This window comes from Dialister sp. (assembly GCF_047832375.1).
In the GTDB taxonomy this organism is placed as follows: Bacteria; Bacillota; Negativicutes; order Veillonellales; family Dialisteraceae; genus Dialister.
The window spans coordinates 2,711,144-2,728,739 of record NZ_CP181256.1 but is presented as its reverse complement, the minus strand read 5'-3'; the positions used below and the strand labels follow the sequence as shown (position 1 = coordinate 2,728,739).

Genomic DNA, 17,596 nt, shown 5'->3' with positions numbered 1-17,596 from the left:
GGGAAACAGATCTGAATTCCTCCTCCAGGGACCTGCCGTGCAATGCGGCATATATTCACAGGCTTTCGCCTGATCCTATACATACATGTTATTATGAACATCCATTTTTGAAGATTAGGGCCTCCGCTCCGGGAGCTGTTTTCTGGGGACAGCCCCCGGAGCCCGGCACTCTCCGATAAGATAGTTTAGGAGGGCTTTCTCACCGGAGTGCCCTTTGCCGGATGGGGTGTCATATTAATCCCGGCGGAAGGAAAATGGGAAAACCTTTCCGACAGGAAATAATATGTAAATATATTGACCTGACAGAGACTCCATCAGTCTTCCGCATCTGCGGAGACTTCCGTCTTCACGGCCTTGCTGGGATCCTGGTCTACGTATTCTTCGTAGTCCTTGCCTGTCTTCAGGTGGTCGAAATACTTGGCAGTTTCTCTTACCACCACACCGGACAGAGCCAGCAGGGCAATCAGGTTTGGAATAGCCATGAGTCCATTGACGATATCCGCCAGAACCCAGATGGCTTCGAGTTTCAGGAATGCGCCACTTGCGACGAGAACGATGAAAATCAAACGGTAAGGAAGAATTCCTTTTGTGCCGACCAGGTAAGTCATGCACCGTTCACCGTAGTAGTTCCATCCAAGGATGGTGGTGAATGCGAAGAGTACCAGGCCAATCATAAGCATGTATCCACCGAAAGCGGGGAATGCATCTTTGAAAGCTGCGTTCGTAAGAGCAGCACCGTTCAATCCATTGAGCCATTCGCCGGAAACGACGATGGTGAGGCCCGTCAGTGTGCAGATGATGACGGTATCGATGAAGGTACCGGTCATGGAAATCAGACCCTGTTCAGCAGGCCATTTTGTTTTGGCAGCAGCTGCTACGATAGGAGCGGAACCGAGGCCGGACTCATTGGAGAATACGCCTCTGGCGATACCACTTCTCATAGCCAGGATCATGGTGGAACCAAGGAACCCGCCGGCTGCTGCGGTGCCTGTGAATGCATTGGAAATGATGGTTTCAATAGCTGCAGGAATCTGGTCTGCGAAGAAAATCAGGACACCAACGGTAGAAACGAAGTAAATCACTGCCATGGCCGGAACGATTTTCGAAGCGGCTGCGGCGATGGACTGGAGTCCGCCCAGGGTAATGGCTGCTACAAGAACAGTCAGGATAATGGCGGTCCAAATGGGATCCAGCCCGATGGTCATCTTTGTGATATCCACAATGGAGTTCACCTGGGCAAAGGTACCGATACCGAAATAGGCAACCAGGACACCGAAGATGGCGAAGAGGGTACCCAGCCATTTGTACTTTTCTCCCATGCCGTTCTTGATGTAGAACATGGGGCCGCCGGCGATTTCGCCTTTGTCGTCCACTTCACGATACTTGACAGCCAGGAGACCTTCTGCATACTTAGTAGCCATTCCGAAGAATGCGGCAAGCCACATCCAGAAAATAGCGCCCGGGCCGCCGGCTGCAATGGCTGTAGCCACACCGACGATATTGCCGGTGCCGACGGTAGCAGAAAGTGCGGTACAAAGAGCTTTGAATGAATCGATATCACCGCTGCCAGCATTCTGTGCCTTGAAGATGAGCTTCAGCGCCTTCGGCAGTTTGAATACCTGCAGGAGCTTCAGCCGCACCGTGAGGAGAATGCCTGTCCCTACAAGAAGGACCAGAAGCGGTGGTCCCCAGATAAAGCTATCCAGTGAATTCAGCAAAGCCATGTAATCAAATTCCATTTTTAACAACGCCCTCCGTAATAAAGTATTTGTCACAAAAAAGCCGGCATCCAAAATAATTAACTCTGGAAGCCGGCATTGTCTACCTTAAACGGACACATAAGTGTGACGTTGCTTTCTCTGTCCTTTTGCCTGAGAGATTGGGATGTTACCATCCTTACACCTTCGGCGCTCTTTAATCGAGACTCTCCAGAGTGCGTCCACATACGGTACTATCTTTTTGAGATACCTGAGAGTGTTACTCCTTCGGTAAGCCTTTCGGCTTTCTCCCATATGTTTCATCCGCCTGTATGAATTTGATGTTTGCATTATAGGTCCACGAAATTGATTTTGCAAGGGGGGTATTGCATGTTTAATTATTTTCTAATTATTCGAACGATGGTGGTCCTGCATCACTGGGTGAGAAAGATTTGAGAATTGAGTGAAGAGAATTGAGGTTCCGCGGCTTCGCCGCATCCATCCTGCGCCTTTGGCGCGGCCCTTCTCCAAGGGCCTGCATGCTAAGAGTAGAGTCTTGAGATTTGTATAAAGGATTGAATCCACGGCTTCGCCAGAATATAGATGCGGCGAAGCCGCTTGACCTCAATTCTCAAACCTCAATTCTCAATTCTTCCAATAAAAGGCGGCGCTCCATAATTTGTGCGCCGCACTACCACTCCTCACTCCTAACTTCTCACTTCTCACTTATCCAAGTGCTACATCCAGGGTCATCATGACCATGAACCCCAGGGCAAAGGAGATGACACCGATATCCGAATGCTCTCCTTCCGACATTTCCGGGATCAGTTCTTCCACCACCACGTACATCATGGCTCCTGCCGCAAAGGACAGGAGGTACGGCATGAGGGGCACAATGAATGAAGTCAGAAGTATAGTAATAAAACCTCCAATCGGCTCCACTGCTCCCGACAGGACACCGCCGGCAAAGGCCTTCATTTTCCCCATGCCCGCTCCCCGAAGGGGCATGGAAATAATGGCGCCTTCCGGAAAATTCTGGATGGCAATGCCCAGGGACAGGGCCATGGCCGCTGCAAAGGTAATGCCTTCATGGCCGGAAAGGAAACCTGCCAGCACCACCCCCACCGCCATACCTTCCGGTATGTTGTGAAGGGTCACCGCCAGTACCAGCATGGTGGTCCTGGCCAGATGGCTCCTTGGCCCTTCGGCCTCATCGGCCCCCATATGGAGATGGGGAATCACGTGGTCCAGAAGGAGCAGGAAGGCCATGCCAAAGCCGAAGCCGATGACCGAAGGGATAAAGGCGAGACGCCCCATAGAAGAGGACTCCTCCAGCGCCGGAATCAGAAGACTCCAAATGGAGGCGGCCACCATGACGCCGGAAGCAAATCCCGTGAGCCCCCGCTGCACGCCCCGGTGCATCTCTCCCCTCATGAAAAATACGCAGGCCGCCCCCCAGGGAGGTGCCCAGGAAGGGGATAAAAAGTCCCCAGAAAATATCCATATTCATAGTAATCTCCTTGTACGAAATTTATCGATATGCTTTATCTTAATTAAACGATAATCAAGAAGATTTGTCAATACGGAGATGAAGCTGTGAAGAATGATAGCCCAACCGTTGGAAAATCTTTACATCTGCCAGTGAGGAGTGAGGGGTTAGGAGTGAGGAGTGGCGGTGCGCCGCATCATAATTTGGAAGCGGCGCACCGTTTGTACTCCACAGCAGAGCTGATGACCTGATCTGATGTCCCGAACCTGAACAGGCCGATTCTTCGGTAAGCGGTAAGCTGACAGCTGTCAGGAAAGATTTGAGAGTTGAGAGTTGAGAGTTGAGAGTTGAGAGTTGAGGTCACGCGGCTACGCCGCAGGTTGGTATGATGGTGAATAGCGTTATTCGCGCGGAGCTTCTAACTGCCAGCTCCTGGCTTCCGGGAAAGCTTCACAGCCTGCGGCCCGAATAACTGACGGAAATATCAGGTGGAAGGCGCCGCGGGCAGATCAGCTCTTCTAGCAGCTAGCCGCTAGAAGCTAACAGCCCCATGCCAGTGACTCTGCACGCTAGCATGCCAATCCGCCGCGAAGCGGCTGACTCACTAACCCACTATCCCACTAATTCACTAACTCACTATTTTACTCACACCCTGTGAATAACTATGGTTACATTCCTTGTGATTAACTTTTCCGATTCCATGGGCCCTTTTCCATTCACAGTCTGTGAATATTCACAACTATTCACAGAGTTTTGCACAAACTGTTCATAACTTATTATGCCCATGATTGTGATGAAAGTTACACAGACTACCACTGGTGAGATTGAGATCGAGATCGAGGTCGAGATCAAGGGGCACAGCCTGCGGCAAAAATTAAAGATTTGAGAGTTGAGGTGGAGCGGCTTCGCCGCAAATACACACTCTCCGTCCACCGGGAGATCCCGCCTCTTCGAGGCGGATCTATCCCCTGCCCTTTGGGCCGCCGCCGTTTGGCTTAAAAGGAAGGCGCCTTAATGGGCAGGCCAGGCGCCTTATGTATGCCAAACTTGGAAGTCCTATGCAGGACTTCCATCTCCAAGGGGGCACGAGCTTAAGATTTTCCTCATAAAAGTAAACGGTTCCGAAATGAAAATAATCCCCAGAATGCAGGCCCTTGGAGAAGGGCCGCGCCAAAGGCGCAGGATGGATGCGGCGCAGCCGCTGTTCACCCAGCTACCAGACACCAGTCACTAGCTACTTTTTCCAGCGAAGACGACCCGCTTCCATTCTTTCTTTTACTCTAAATCTGGGTCAAACTCCCCTATGTGTTCGTTGATTACCGCGGCGATCCGCTTTTTGGCTTCCACGTCCCCGTGGAGGCCGTCCAGGGCCAGATCCGGGGGCATCACATTTTCATAGGGAAAAGCAGCGGCCGTATCGATATGGGGCTGGGTCCGTATGAAATCATTCACCTTCCGGAATTCATCCTCCCAGTTTTCCGCCGTGGGCTCCTGGAAAACCTTTTCTATGCTGGACGGGTTGATAGGAGGCAGGGTAAGGAGAATGGGCACAATCCCATGGTCCCGGCACTTTTTCTGGATGGTCTTCAGGTCTTCAATCACCGATTCCGCAGGCACACCGCCCCGGAGGCTGTTGCTTCCTCCCATGATGAGCAGGTATTTCAGATGGAACGGGAGCACATCCCTGTCAAACCGCTCCACCATGTCATGGCTCGTATTGCCGGAGTCCCCGAGGTTAATAGTTTTAAAATCGAGGTAATGGCCATAACTGTATTCCAGGTCATTGGGACCATAGGACATGCGTCCCCCGCCATGGGTAATGCTGTCGCCGTAGAGTCCGATGGTGTAGCCGGTGGTTGAAAATTCACGCTTCTGGGGCAGGCTCCATTCTCCCACCGGATTTCCTTTCTCATCCTTTCCCCGGACCCGCCAGTACCAGGTTCCATATCTGGGGACATCATCGTAATAATCGGTATACCGGAAATCACCGCCGCCGATATGGTATTTCGAAGGAGCCGTGCCTTCCGTGTTTTCCGGGTATGCCGCGAGTACTTCGATTTCATAGGTGTCAGCGCCGGGAAGGGCAGTATAGGTATACACGGGATACAGAAGGGCTCCTCCCCTTTCCCCACTCCGGTCCGGCCGGGGAAGGGGCGCTTCCCGGTGAATAATCTCTGCTGCAGGGGCCAGGGGCTTTGGCGCTGTCATGGGACCTATGGGATTTCCGTCAAAATCGCAGGGCTCTTCCTGCCAGTACAATCCTTCCGGGTCCGACAGCCGGCCCTCCCTGCGAAGGAGAACATCGGCGGCATAGGCCGTCTCATCCAGGACTTTCTCCATTTGTCCGTTATGGTCATGGGAAATCCGGAGTTCATACTTCACCGCATCGTAGTCGGCGGGCCAGGAAAGGTGGAGAAGATCTGCCGCCATGGATGGAAAAGACAGCCCCCATGCACAGAGAGCGGCCAGAAAAAGGATTTTATGATTCATAAAGCCTCCATTGTTTCACGTGAAACATTGTGGATAACCAGGAACGAGTTTGGATAGGACGCGATGCTAACGGGTCGAGGCACAAGCCTTGAGCCTTGTGCCTTGTGCCTTGCGCCGGACAGCCGCTGCGCGGCAGATTTACCTACTTACGGATAGAGTCACCGGCATGGGGCTTCCAGCTTCTAGGGAAGCACTGATTAAATCGTTGTCAGATTCCATTCTTGGATCTTTATGCAATGCGAGGAATAACTCGACGCGAATAGCGAGCTATTTAAAGCAGCAGTCCTGCATAGGACTGCTGAGCCAAGGTAAGTTGGCGCTTTCTCTGCACATAAAAGCGCCTTCCTTTTATCCTTGGCCGAGTTATGACGAAGCAGTGCATAAAAATCCTTATGAAATCTGACTCTGCGAATTAATCAGCGCTTCCCCAGCTATTAGCTCCCAGGAAAGCTCGGCAGCCTACGGCGTAGGTACCTGGTGGAAATATTCGGTGAAAAGCGCTGCAGGCTGGTCAGTTTTCCTGATAGCTAGCCGCTAGAAGCCTCCGTGGTAATGACGCTGTTTATCAACATGCTTACCGACAGCGTCACTTTTTGATAAACTCCCCAATGTGCCGGTTGATTTCTCCGGCAATCATCTGCTTCGCATTCCAGTCGCCGTGGATGCCGTCCATGGCCAGTTCACTGGGCATGACGGGATAGTCCGCAAAGGGGGCCGCCGTATCGATGTGGGGCTGGCTTTTGATATAGTCATTCACGATTTTCACGGACTCCTGCCAGCCGCTGTAGGTGACATCACCGTAGTATTTCTGGATATTTTCCGGGTTAATGGGAACGATGGTGAGAAGAATGGGGGTAATGTGGTGTTCTATGCATTTCTTCCGGATGGCCTCCAGGTGGCCGATAACCTTGTTCGGATCGGCCCCCATGCGGAGATCATTGATACCGCCCATGATGAGAAGATATTTCACATGGAACGGCAGCACATCATGGTCAAAGCGGTCTTCCATCATTTCCGTGGTGTCCCCGCTCCTCCCCATATTGACGGCAGGAAAATCGAGATAGGTCACATAGCTGTAGGCCATATCCGCAGGACTGTGGTACAGGTGGCCGCCGCCCTGGGTGATGCTGTCTCCGTAGATGCCTACATCAAAATGCTCTTCCGGGTTCGTCCTCACCTTTTCCGGCATGCTCCAGATGCCAACGGCGTTTCCGTTTTCATCGAGTCCCCGGACCCGCCAGTAAAAGGTACCGATACGGGGGTTGTCGTCGTACACATTGGAAAGGCTGGTGATTTTGGAGAAAACCCGGTATTTCGAGGGAGCCGTACCTTCCGTATTTTCCGGATAGGCGCTTGTCACTTCCACTTCATACTTCGCAGCTCCCGGATTTCCTGCATAGGAATAAACGGGATAGAGAAGGGTGGACCCATTACCCGGCCGGTACACATTGGGGTACGGCGCATTCCGGGAAACGGGCTTCATGGTGCTCCTCACTTCCATGGGGGAAGAAAAGGGACCCATGCCTTCCCAGTTTGCATCGATGGGCCGCACCCGCCAGTATAAAGGCTCCGGGCCATCGGGAAACTGGGAAAGGTCCACCAGCACCTTGTTGGAATAAATCCGCTGGTTATCGTAAAGATGGTCTTCCAGGGGCTGGTTTCGGTCCAGGTCCGACGGAAGGCCCCGGAAAATCTCCACTTCATACCGCACAGATTCCGGATCATCCTGCCAGGTAAGAAGGACCAGCTTTTCCTTACTTTCTTCCCGGACCCCGGGAGAATCGGTGGGACCATCGGCCTTCCCCGCTGCCAATGCACTGTTTTCATAGGACGATGGAGCAGGAAACGCTGTTTCTGCCTGCCCGGCGGCAGGAATGGACAGCAGGATACAAAAGGCAGCCAGCGCTGCGGCATACACAGATTTCATAAAGTTCTATCAATTCTTCTTTCTATAGGATTTTTTATAATCTATAAACGGACTCTTATTTCTTTTCCGCTTTCTTCAATTCTTCCTGCAGGTACCGGAGAGCCGTCTTTGCATCTTCACTGCCAAAGGCCGCTGCCTTTTCCAGCCATTTCAGGGCAGCCTCCGTACTCTTTTCCGTACCGTATCCGTACTGGTAGCAGGCCGCCAGCCAGCCCATGGCTTCCGGGAAATTCCGGTCCGCCGCCTTTTGGAAGAGGGCAAAGGCCTTTTTATCATTCCCTTCCTCATGATAAATGGCGCCGAGCTGGGTGGTGGAAGAATCCATGCCCAGGTCCGATGCCTTCTGATAATACTCTTTGGCCAGGCGGCGATCCTTCTTTGTACCATTGCCGTAGTAATAGCAGTTTCCCACATTTCCCATGGCCACCGGATCTCCAGCGTCCGCCGCCTTCCTGGTCATACGGAATCCCTCTTTCTTATCCCTGTCGCTGCCGTCATAAAGATAGAGGAGTCCCAGGGCCGTGCCAGCCCGGAGGTGGCCTTTGGCAAAGGCCTTACGGAACAGGGAAACCGCCTCTTTCTTATCCTGTGGCACGCCGACACCGGTGTAGTAGAAATAGGCCAGCCGGTTCATGGCGTCCGGGTATCCTGCTTCCAATGCCTTACGATAGCAGTCAATGGCCTTCCGGTTATCCGCTTTCTTCTGTACCAGGGGCGGATTATCCTTTACATGGCTGTCGTGGAACTGGCCCAGGTCATTCCAGGCTTTCCAGTAATTTTTCAGTGCCGCCTCTTCCAGCAGGTGGAAGGCCCGGTCCACTTCTTCTTCGCTCTGGGCATTCACCATTTCATAGCAGCCAAGGGCTTCCATGGCATAGAGAGAGCCATCTTTCTCTGCCAGGGAAATCCATTCCTCCCTCCGGTCCGTAATCTCATGGTACTCCTCATGGGAGAGTTCATTGAAATGGAGCAGGCAGAACAGGCCGCAGAGGCCATCTCCCAGGCGGGCCCCCTTAAGAGCCCACCCTATAGCCTTCTTCGGGCTCCAGGGAGCGCATCCCATGTAGTACTGGTGGAAGAGAGCCATAAAGTACATGGCCCGGCTATTTCCTTCGGATGCCAGCTTTTCAAAAAGAGGATAGGCCTCTTTCATTTTATATTCCTGAAACAATGTTTCCGCATTTTCCATATCGGTCATAGTATTCCCTCATTTCTAAAGAACAGACTCTGCTCCTATTATAGCAGAAGTGGAGGTGGCTAGTAGCTGACGGTTTGGCATGATGATGGGCAGAGTCACCAGCATGGGGCTGCTAGCTCCTAGCTGTTAGCAGCTAGGAAAGCTGATTTGCCTGCGGCGCTTCTTATCCGACATTTCCATTAGCCATTCATGCCGTCGGCTGACCAGCTTTCCTGGAAGCCAGGAGCTAGCAGCTAGAAGCCCTCACGCATTTGACTCCATCTGTCAGCACACTAAACCGTCGATTCCTCACTTGTCGTATAATAACGGTAACGATATTCTTCACAAGGAGGCAATCATGAACCTGCAGTCCGTCCATTACTTTATCATGCTGGCCAGGGAGCGGAACTTTACCCGGGCCGCGGGGAAGCTGCATATCACCCAGCAGACCCTGTCCGCCAATATGGCTGCCCTGGAGCGGGAACTGGGGACAGTCCTCATCATTCGACACAGCCCCCTGGAGCTCACCAGCAGCGGCAAAGCCTTCTACCAGTACGCCCTCCGGTTTGCGGAGGAAGAGGAGGCCATGAAGCGGTCTCTTGCCGATATTACAGAAGGAAAAGCCGGGGAGCTCCGGATCGGCATCGGCTTTCTCAGGGGCAAGACCCTCCTGCCGCCACTGGTGGACCGGTTCCGGAAACGGTATCCAAAGGTCACATTCCGACTCTATGAAACGTCAAACCGGGACATGCGGAAAAAACTGATGGAAGGAGAACTGGATCTTGCCATCGCCCACTACCGCATGAAGCCCGCCGGCATCCATGTGGAACCGGTGTATCGGGAGCGGATTGCCCTGCTGGTGCAGAAGGACCTGCTCCGCCAGTGCAGTGGCGGCAAAGAAGAGGACATTTACCAGTCTCTTCTTGCTGACAGGAAGCATCTCATGAAACGTCTGGAAACCTGTCCTTTCCTCAGCGCCAGCGGCAATAACATTGCGGGCTACGTGGAATCCCGATATCTGGAAGAAGCGGAAAAGAAGCCCTTCGTCCGCCTCATCTCCAACAGTATGGAGACCCTCCTCCACCTCTGCCACCGGGGCCTGGGCGCCCTGTTTACGCCGGAAAACCTGGCCCGCTCCGTGCTCACAGACAAAGAGATGGAGGATCTCTATACCATTCCCCTGCCGGAGACGGAATATACCATTTCCATCGGATATAAAGAAAAAAGCCCTCCCTGGAGTATCCGGGACGACTTCATAGAAATGGCGAAAGAGGAATGGGGAAAAAGAAAGAGTTGAGAGTTGAGGAAAGAGAGTTGAGGTAACGGTTTGGTATGCTGATGGTCAAGGTCATTTGTGCGGGAGCTTCTAGCTTCTAGCAGCCAGCTGTCAGGAAAGATGGCCAGCCTGCGGCGAAAAAGATAGAGTTGAGATTTGAGAGTTGAGAGTTGAGGTTCAGCGGCTTAGCCGCTGATGATCCAGCCACTAGCTACCAGCCACTTTTCATGCTATATATAGTCTGTTCAGCTCAAGGCACAAGGCTAAAGGCTAAAGGCTCGTGACTCTATCCGTAAGCTCGCAAAAGGCCAAATTTAAAATGGCGGCGCTCTACGAATTGCGCGCCGCCACCTTCACTCCTCACTCCTAACTCCTCACTCCTAACTCCTCACTCCTAACTATAATACCAATCTTTTTTCGCTCAGAATATCTGAAAACACCTCATATCTCATATATTCCCTGTTTCTGCAGTTCTTCTTCCGCCTCAGGGAGTCCGGCGTCGGCAGCTGCTTTCAGGTGGTCGATGCCCTTTTCCCTGTCCGGCTCCGTACCTTTACCGTAAAGGTACATCATGCCCGCCATATAGAGGGCCCGGGCATTCCCTTTGGCCCCTGCCGCTTCTATATAGGCCAGTGCTTCTGCCGGCTTTTCTTCAGACAGGTACAGAAGTCCCAGGGAGAAGAAACCGTCTTCACAGCCATTGGAAATGGCATCCTTCAGGAGGATTTCCGCCCGTTTCATATCCTTCGGCACACCGATGCCCTTCTGGTAAAAGAAAGAAAGTTCCGCCATGGCGTCCCCGTTTCCCAGGGACGCCGCTTTTTCGTACCATTCCATGGCTTCCTGGGGATCCGGTTTCACATCCACTTCCTCCGATGCGGTGCCTTCGTAGATATTGCCAAGGAGAAGGGCCGCTTCGTCGCTGCCATGGGTATAGGCCTTTTCCAGCCAGTCTATGGCTTTATCCAGCCCCTCTTTGTCTTCCGCCCTGTCCAACGCCAGGAGCCCCAGCTGGTATTCACTTTCACTGTCCTTGAATTCCGCTGCCTTTTTGAAGCAGGCCTCCGCTTTTGCTTCGTCAGGGGCTGTGGCATAGCCATCCAGGTAAGCCATGCCCAGGTCATAGAGGGCTTTCCAGTATTCGTAGAAGGCTCCTTTAGCCAGCCATTTCAATCCTTCCTCGAAATTCAGGATGACCCCGTTTCCCAGGTACGACAGGCCGGCCTCATCCATGGCCAGCACGTCCCCTCCGGCCGCCAGCCGGAGGACCTTTGCGAAATCTTCATTCATCGTATCCCACATGGCCTTCCCCGTTTCCCCCTGGAACAGGGCAAGGCTGCAGAGGGGATCTCCCATTTTCTTTCCTTCCATGAACCGGCTCTGTCCTTTTTCTTCGTCTGCCCGGTGGTGGCCATAACCTTCCCGGTCAATGAGGCCCAAAAGGTACAGGGACCGGCCATTTTTTTCTGTCTCCAGCACTTTATAGGCATCATCGATTTTTCCCTGTAAAAACAGTCTTTCTCCGTCTGTCATAGGTTCTCCTTGTATAAATATAGAATTAAGAGTTGAGAGTTGTGATTTGAGGTCCAGCGGCTCCGCCGCGGTATGGCATGCTGGTGGGAAGAGTCACTGGCACGGGGCTTCCAGCTGCCAGCAATTAGCTATCAGGAAAACTGATTTGCCTGCGGCGCTTCCCATCTGATATGTCCGCCCAGTCATTCATGCCGTAGGCTGACCGGCTCTCCTGAAAGCTGGCAGCTAAAAGCTGGAAGCCCTCACGCGTTTGACTCTACCCCTCAGCCACTTTCTCCACTAATCCCGATAAAAATGTTCCTTCAACATGTCCACCGCCGGCTGGACGCCCTTTTCTGCGGACCGGCGGAACAGTTCCTCCGCCCTCCGAAGGTTTCTGGGTACCACGGTTCCATGGAGGTAGAAACAGGCAAGGTAAAACTCTCCATTCCCGTTTCCCAGGCCCTCTGCCTTTACAAAGGCATCATAGGCCCTTTGGGCATCCTTTTCCTCCAGGTAATGGCATCCTATGCGGGTATAGCTTTCGCCGTCCCCCTCTTCCGCCGCTTCCCGAAGGAGAGAAAGTCCTTCCTCCTCATCCGGCAGGATGCCCTTTCCTTCCAGGTAGCAGCTGCCCAGTTCCCGCACCGCATCCAGGCATCCTTCACTGGCGGACTGCTTCAGGTAGGCAATGCCCTTTTCCCGGTTTTCTTCCCCCAGAAGACCATTGACATACATGGTCCCCATCATGGCTCCCGCCATGGCATCTCCCTGGTCCCAGGCTGCCTGGTACAGGGAAAAGGCCTTTTCCGGATTTTTCGGCGTTCCTTCTCCCATAAGGTAACACATGGCCAGCACGATGATGCCATCCCGGTCGCCCCGGTCTACTCCCATTTTCAGATAGCGGAAAGCCTTTTCCTTGTCATAGTGGACCTGGCCCTTCTCATCGGTCCTGCCTTCCCGGGCATAAATCTGCCACAGGGTGCCGCAGGCTTCCATATTTCCATGGTCTGCGGCCCGCTCAAAGAGAGTAATCGCCCTTTCTTCATTCCGTTCCACGCCCCGGCCCAGCCAGTAACAGTTTCCCAGTTCGTACTCGGTGCCTGAAAAACCAAGGGCCGCCCCCTTCAGGAACCAGAGGTATGCTTTATGATCATCGTAGAGGGGAGAAGATTCATCAACCAGGAGCCATCCCGCCTGGAGCATGGACGACGCATCGCCCAGGTCCCCCGCCTTTTCATACCAGGAAAGGGCCTTCGCCAGATCCTTCTTCCGATGGAATCCCATTTCATAAATGAGCCCCAGTTCCTGCATGGCCAGGGTGGATCCCTCTTTTGCCAGGTTTCGAAGTTTCTTCATGAAATTTTCAAATTCCCGGCTCTCCATATCCGTATCCTGCATGTACAGGAAAAACAGGGAAAGCGGACACTTCAGGGCCGTCCCTTTAGAAAGCCACTCATCGGACAGGGCATCGTTCTCCGGGGTTCCCATGCCCCGGCCATAGATATGGACCAGCATGGAAGAGGCAATGCCTCTCTCCCTGTCATCATAGGGACCTTCTGCAATGCGCTGGTACATGGCCCGGCATTCCAGATATTTCCCGGCATTATACAGTTTCTGTGCTTCTTCAATGGTATCTTTCATAAAAAACCTCGCTTGTGAACTTATGATCTTTACCTTTGGTTCAATGATATAATTCATGGGAAGGAAGGTCAAGGTATGTAACTGTATGGAATTGCTTGCTCAATCCATTGGAAATGAGTGCCTGTGAGTGAGGAGTGAGGAGGGAGGAGTTAGGAGTGAAGGATAAACTGGATCCCGAGGAGTGGACACGTCCGAAAGTGAGGCCCCCATATTTTGGACACGTCCTCACAGTTTTCCTCCCCACTCCAGGCGCCTTTAGGCGTGACGCAGGTCTGGATGGCGCGCCAACCATGGTCCGGCCTGTTAGACACAACCTCGGTGCCTATGGTATGCTCAATCTACATCATTTCAAGGAGGATGCACATGAGCAAACAACTATTTACCGACAAACAGATAGCCGATTTAATCCTGAACCCCAACGTTTTCAGCGTTACAAGGTCAACATTGATGCTGACTAAGAGTTTCAAAGAAAAATTCTATGCCGAGTACCAAAAGGGCGCATTGCCAAGGGACATTCTGAAGCACCATGGCTTTTCAGCCGACGTTATTGGGCAGAGAAGGATTTGGAGTATTACTCAGCACATCAAGGATGAGTACGCCAAATACGGCGAATTCCACGAGGGGCGCAAGCCGCCGGGCCCCTCCAAAGGCCCGGCGGCTGTCAGCGGGCAAGATCCTCTAAGCCGTCTCGAAAGCAGGGTGGAATACCTGCAGCAACAGGTGGAGTTTTTAAAAAAAATTACATCTGTAGGGATTTCGAGAAAATAGGTGCAGTGCTCATGAATGACTCCTCCAGTATATTTGAAATCATCTACGAAACTACGCAGGCGTCGGGGAATCGGCTCAACATCAAAGATCTCTGCAATATAGCCGGTGTCTCCCGCAGCGGATACTATGCATGGCTGAACGCCGCACCACTCCGTGCAGCCCGTGAAGAAAGAGACCGTCGAGACTTTGACCTCATTCTGCGTGCATACAACATGGATGGATATCCCAAGGGGGCCCGGGAAATCCATATGACCCTGCTGCATATGACCCCGCCGATCATTATGAACCGGAAGAAAGTTTTACGGCTGATGAACAAGTACAATCTCATATGCCCTCTCAGAAAGCTGAACCCACGAAGAAAGATTCTGCGGGATTTTCAGACAGGAAATGTGGTTGCAAACCTGTTGAAGAGACGGTTTGAGGAATTTGGCCCCAGAACGGTTCTACTGACGGACATTACCTACCTGCCATACAATGGAATTTTTGCCTACTTATCTACTATTTTGGATGCCTTTACCAAGCAGATTCTGGCCTACGTGGTCAGCGATTCCCTGGAGGTTGACTTTGTACTAGATACAGTCAAAGCTCTACTACGGGACCACCCTATAGCATTGAATACAATGACCATTATCCATTCAGATCAGGGCAGCCACTATACAAGCTATGATTTTGTCGATATTCTTCGAAAAAGTAACCTTCGCCGGTCTATGTCAAGAAGAGGAAACTGCTGGGACAATGCACCACAGGAAAGTTTCTTTGGCCACATGAAGGACTGCATCAGAGACAAGTTGGCCGTTGCTACCAGCTTCGAGGAGGTGAAAACCATCATTGATGATTATATTGACTATTACAATAACCGTCGCTACCAGTGGAATCTGGCAAAGCTTTCCCCAAATGAATTCTACAATTTCGTAACTACCGGAAAATACCCTTTGGACGTCCCCTACGTGCCCGCTCCTCCTGAAATTACCAGGGATCCTTGCGAGCTGGCCGTAGATGCCGTTATTGGGAGCTTATTTGGGCAAATACCGTAGCAAATGAGGCAAACCAGCACAGGCACTTGTGCTGGAGCCTATACGACGCCAATGCGTGGCAATGTCAGGGTGGACGTGAGCAGGTGCCCCTCTTTGGGGTTCAAACTACACTTTTAATTGTGTCCTTGACAAGGGGGCCAGTTCAGGAGCGGCGCACAAATTGAATGGCGCCGCTATTTTTTAATGGATTACTACCAGCCCGTCATATTAAGGTTTGTCTAGGTGTTTGGGTCTGTGGTTGGCGAGCACCCCCAAACGGGGTGAATGGGGCTAAAGGTTGTGGGTGAACATTGCTTCGCTCGTTCACCGGGTTGTAAGTGCTTCGCACCGGGGGCATAAAGTGGATTCGCCTGTGGCACTTCCAACGGCCAACCTCCGTCAACTCCGATTCACTACAAACACCGTCTGTTTACCACTCCACCGGAGTGAGGGATTCTGTTGGGAGCGCCGCAGGCCGTCCTACCTTACGCCCCCGCTGCGCCAAGGCGTCAGCTTTGGCATGCAGCCACAACCCGGTTGGCAAGCGCAGCGATGCCAACCCACAACCATTACGAACCATTCACCCCATTGGGGCCATACACCGACCTCACCGGAAAGCTTGATATACTAAAATATCCCAATACATCCTCAAAATCCAAACTTCAAATCCAGTCTTTTTGTTTCACGTGAAACATTTTGCCATTCATGAGAACGATAGAAAAGAGGACCAGCAGGATACCCATGGCCTGGGCCAAGGACAGGGATTCGTGAAAAAGGAAAGGGCCCAGGATAGCAGCCACCACCGTTTCCGCTGAAGCGATGACCGGGACCCGGCTGTTTTCCCTGATTTTCTGCAGACCCCGGTAATAGAGGATATAGGCAATGGCCGTAGGTATCAAAGCATAGAGAAAGCCTGCCAGGAGCACCGCCCCATTCCAGGGTTCATACAGGAAGGAATGGGAAAAGAGAAGAAGAAACAGGGCCGCAAAGAAATAACTGTAAAGGCTCATAGTAAAGACATCGGCCTTTTCTCCTGCCAGCTTTCCGAATATGGAAGTCATACCGTAGGAAATACCGGAAAGAAGGCCGCAGAGAATGCCCGGGACCGAAAGGTTTCCAAAAGAAAGGCAGCCACCGGTGACAGTAAAGAAACAGCCGACCATACATAAACAGAGAGCCGTCCATTTGCGGGAAGAAAATCGCTCTTTAAATACCAGGTGGGACAGGGTCATGGTACAGAGGGGAGCCACATTCAGAAGGACCGCACTCAGGGTCATACCGATATCCACAATGGCTTCATTATAGAAAACATTGTACAGCCCCTGGCACACCAGCCCCAGAAGAGCAGACCAGAGAAGCCCCTTCTTTGAAATCCGCAGGGCCCTCCATCCGCCATGGAACAGGGTCATACCGAAAAGAATCAAAAAAGCAAAGGCCATGCGGAGAAAGGCGGTGAGGGCAGAGGAAGACCCCAGCCGGTCCATCCAAAGAACGAAGACACCGATGGAACCCCACAGCATACTTCCTATGAGTACTTCTACTATCCCCTGCCGGTCTGACTGATTCATGGTTTTCCTCCTTATCCATGATTTATCGTTATTATCTCTCATCTTTTGATAAAAAGATAAGGAGACTCTATAATAGGGTTAGTAGAAATCGTACTATGTCTTTACTGGAAAGAACTGCCATGGACCAATACAAACTGAAAGCGCTCCTCTGCGCCATCGAAACAGGAAGTCTGAACAGGGCAGCAGAAAAGCTGCATTGCACCCAGTCCGGCCTGTCCCAGCTCATGAACGGCGTAGAGCAGGAACTGGGATTTAAAATACTGGAACGAACCCACCGGGGCATTGGCCTCACAAAGGAGGGACAGGAGCTCTATCCTTTCCTTCTGGACATGGAAGGGAGCTATAGCCTTTTGGAGGAAAAGACCCGGCGCATCCGGGAAGGGCGAAAGAGGCCCCTTCGTATCGGCGCCTTTTCCAGCATGGCCAACCTCTGGCTTCCGTCAATACTGAAGGAATATAAAGGCCGCCATGAATCCCTTCTTTTCGATATCCGTGTCGGTACGGATATCATTCACCAGTGGCTGACGGAAGGAAAAATCGATATTGCCTTTGGCGATGACCGCAGGTGCCGGGGATTTTCCTTCATTCCCCTGCAAAAAGACCGGTATGAGGCGGTGCTTCCGCCCTCTTTCCTCCATACCGGACAGAAGGAAATCACCAGGGACGAGCTCATAGCCTATCCCCTCCTCATGGCTCCCATGAATGACCTCACCTATTATCTGGATATTCCTCCACGAAAGGACATATCCGTCACCTGTGACGATGACTATACCCTCCTTTCCATGGTGAAAGCAGGCCTGGGCGCCACCGCCATGCCCCGTCTCAGCCTTTCCCGTCTGCCGGAGGGGGTCTTGTGCCTTCCCCTGGTTCCTGAGGTCCACCGGACCCTGGGCATAGCGCTGCCCCTCCATCCCACAAAGGAAGCGGAGGACCTGGCATCTTTCGCCTGTTCATGGATAAAGACAGGGAGCGGCTTTCATGCGGGGCATTGAGCTGGCCAGCCGCTTTGCGGCGAAACGCATACTGTCGGATAGA

General features: G+C 52.4%; 12 protein-coding genes and 1 riboswitch. Of the genes, 4 read left to right on the top strand and 8 right to left on the bottom strand.

What is annotated here, in order from left to right; genetic code table 11:
- Positions 1-314 precede the first annotated feature (314 nt).
- The 5 genes from ACFWUL_RS10795 to ACFWUL_RS10775 form a co-directional block, all read right to left on the bottom strand.
- Positions 315-1,739, bottom strand: a complete 1,425-nt coding sequence (locus ACFWUL_RS10795) for an alanine/glycine:cation symporter family protein (RefSeq protein ID WP_416177291.1) — start codon at positions 1,737-1,739, stop codon at positions 315-317.
- Between the two features lie 110 nt (positions 1,740-1,849).
- Positions 1,850-1,942: riboswitch (glycine riboswitch) on the bottom strand.
- 481 nt (positions 1,943-2,423) lie between these two features.
- A complete protein-coding gene (locus tag ACFWUL_RS10790) occupies positions 2,424-3,119 on the bottom strand; it encodes a ZIP family metal transporter (protein WP_416177290.1) in 696 nt (231 codons plus the stop codon).
- Between the two features lie 1,342 nt (positions 3,120-4,461).
- On the bottom strand, positions 4,462-5,676 hold the full coding sequence (locus ACFWUL_RS10785; RefSeq protein WP_416177289.1) for an SGNH/GDSL hydrolase family protein: 1,215 nt from the start codon (positions 5,674-5,676) through the stop codon (positions 4,462-4,464).
- 586 nt (positions 5,677-6,262) lie between these two features.
- Positions 6,263-7,603 carry an SGNH/GDSL hydrolase family protein gene (locus tag ACFWUL_RS10780; protein ID WP_416177288.1) on the bottom strand — a complete coding sequence of 447 codons (1,341 nt, stop codon included), beginning with the start codon at positions 7,601-7,603 and terminating at the stop codon, positions 6,263-6,265.
- A 55-nt stretch (positions 7,604-7,658) separates the two neighbouring features.
- Positions 7,659-8,801 (bottom strand): tetratricopeptide repeat protein, encoded by a 1,143-nt coding sequence (locus ACFWUL_RS10775; protein ID WP_416177287.1) that lies wholly within the window; start codon positions 8,799-8,801, stop codon positions 7,659-7,661.
- 337 nt (positions 8,802-9,138) lie between these two features.
- On the opposite strand from ACFWUL_RS10775, the gene ACFWUL_RS10770 reads away from it, so the two are divergent.
- Positions 9,139-10,077 carry a LysR family transcriptional regulator gene (locus ACFWUL_RS10770; protein WP_416177286.1) on the top strand — a complete coding sequence of 313 codons (939 nt, stop codon included), beginning with the start codon at positions 9,139-9,141 and terminating at the stop codon, positions 10,075-10,077.
- Between the two features lie 420 nt (positions 10,078-10,497).
- Here the strand turns inward: ACFWUL_RS10770 and ACFWUL_RS10765 are convergent, their stop codons facing one another.
- Both ACFWUL_RS10765 and ACFWUL_RS10760 read right to left on the bottom strand, forming a co-directional pair.
- The gene (locus ACFWUL_RS10765) at positions 10,498-11,589 is read right to left on the bottom strand and encodes a tetratricopeptide repeat protein (protein ID WP_416177285.1); all 1,092 of its coding nucleotides are present in this window, start codon (positions 11,587-11,589) and stop codon (positions 10,498-10,500) included.
- 279 nt (positions 11,590-11,868) lie between these two features.
- Positions 11,869-13,212 carry an SEL1-like repeat protein gene (locus ACFWUL_RS10760; RefSeq protein WP_297020957.1) on the bottom strand — a complete coding sequence of 448 codons (1,344 nt, stop codon included), beginning with the start codon at positions 13,210-13,212 and terminating at the stop codon, positions 11,869-11,871.
- 363 nt (positions 13,213-13,575) lie between these two features.
- On the opposite strand from ACFWUL_RS10760, the gene ACFWUL_RS10755 reads away from it, so the two are divergent.
- Both ACFWUL_RS10755 and ACFWUL_RS10750 read left to right on the top strand, forming a co-directional pair.
- A complete protein-coding gene (locus tag ACFWUL_RS10755) occupies positions 13,576-13,980 on the top strand; it encodes an HTH domain-containing protein (RefSeq protein ID WP_416176806.1) in 405 nt (134 codons plus the stop codon).
- An 11-nt stretch (positions 13,981-13,991) separates the two neighbouring features.
- Entirely contained in the window at positions 13,992-15,014 is a 1,023-nt protein-coding gene (locus ACFWUL_RS10750) for an IS3 family transposase (RefSeq protein WP_416176805.1), read from the top strand.
- A gap of 641 nt (positions 15,015-15,655) precedes the next feature.
- Here the strand turns inward: ACFWUL_RS10750 and ACFWUL_RS10745 are convergent.
- Positions 15,656-16,561: a DMT family transporter gene (locus tag ACFWUL_RS10745; RefSeq protein WP_416177284.1), complete on the bottom strand. Its 906-nt coding sequence runs from the start codon at positions 16,559-16,561 to the stop codon at positions 15,656-15,658.
- A 95-nt stretch (positions 16,562-16,656) separates the two neighbouring features.
- On the opposite strand from ACFWUL_RS10745, the gene ACFWUL_RS10740 reads away from it, so the two are divergent.
- Positions 16,657-17,553: a LysR family transcriptional regulator gene (locus ACFWUL_RS10740; protein WP_416177283.1), complete on the top strand. Its 897-nt coding sequence runs from the start codon at positions 16,657-16,659 to the stop codon at positions 17,551-17,553.
- Positions 17,554-17,596: the final 43 nt, after the last annotated feature.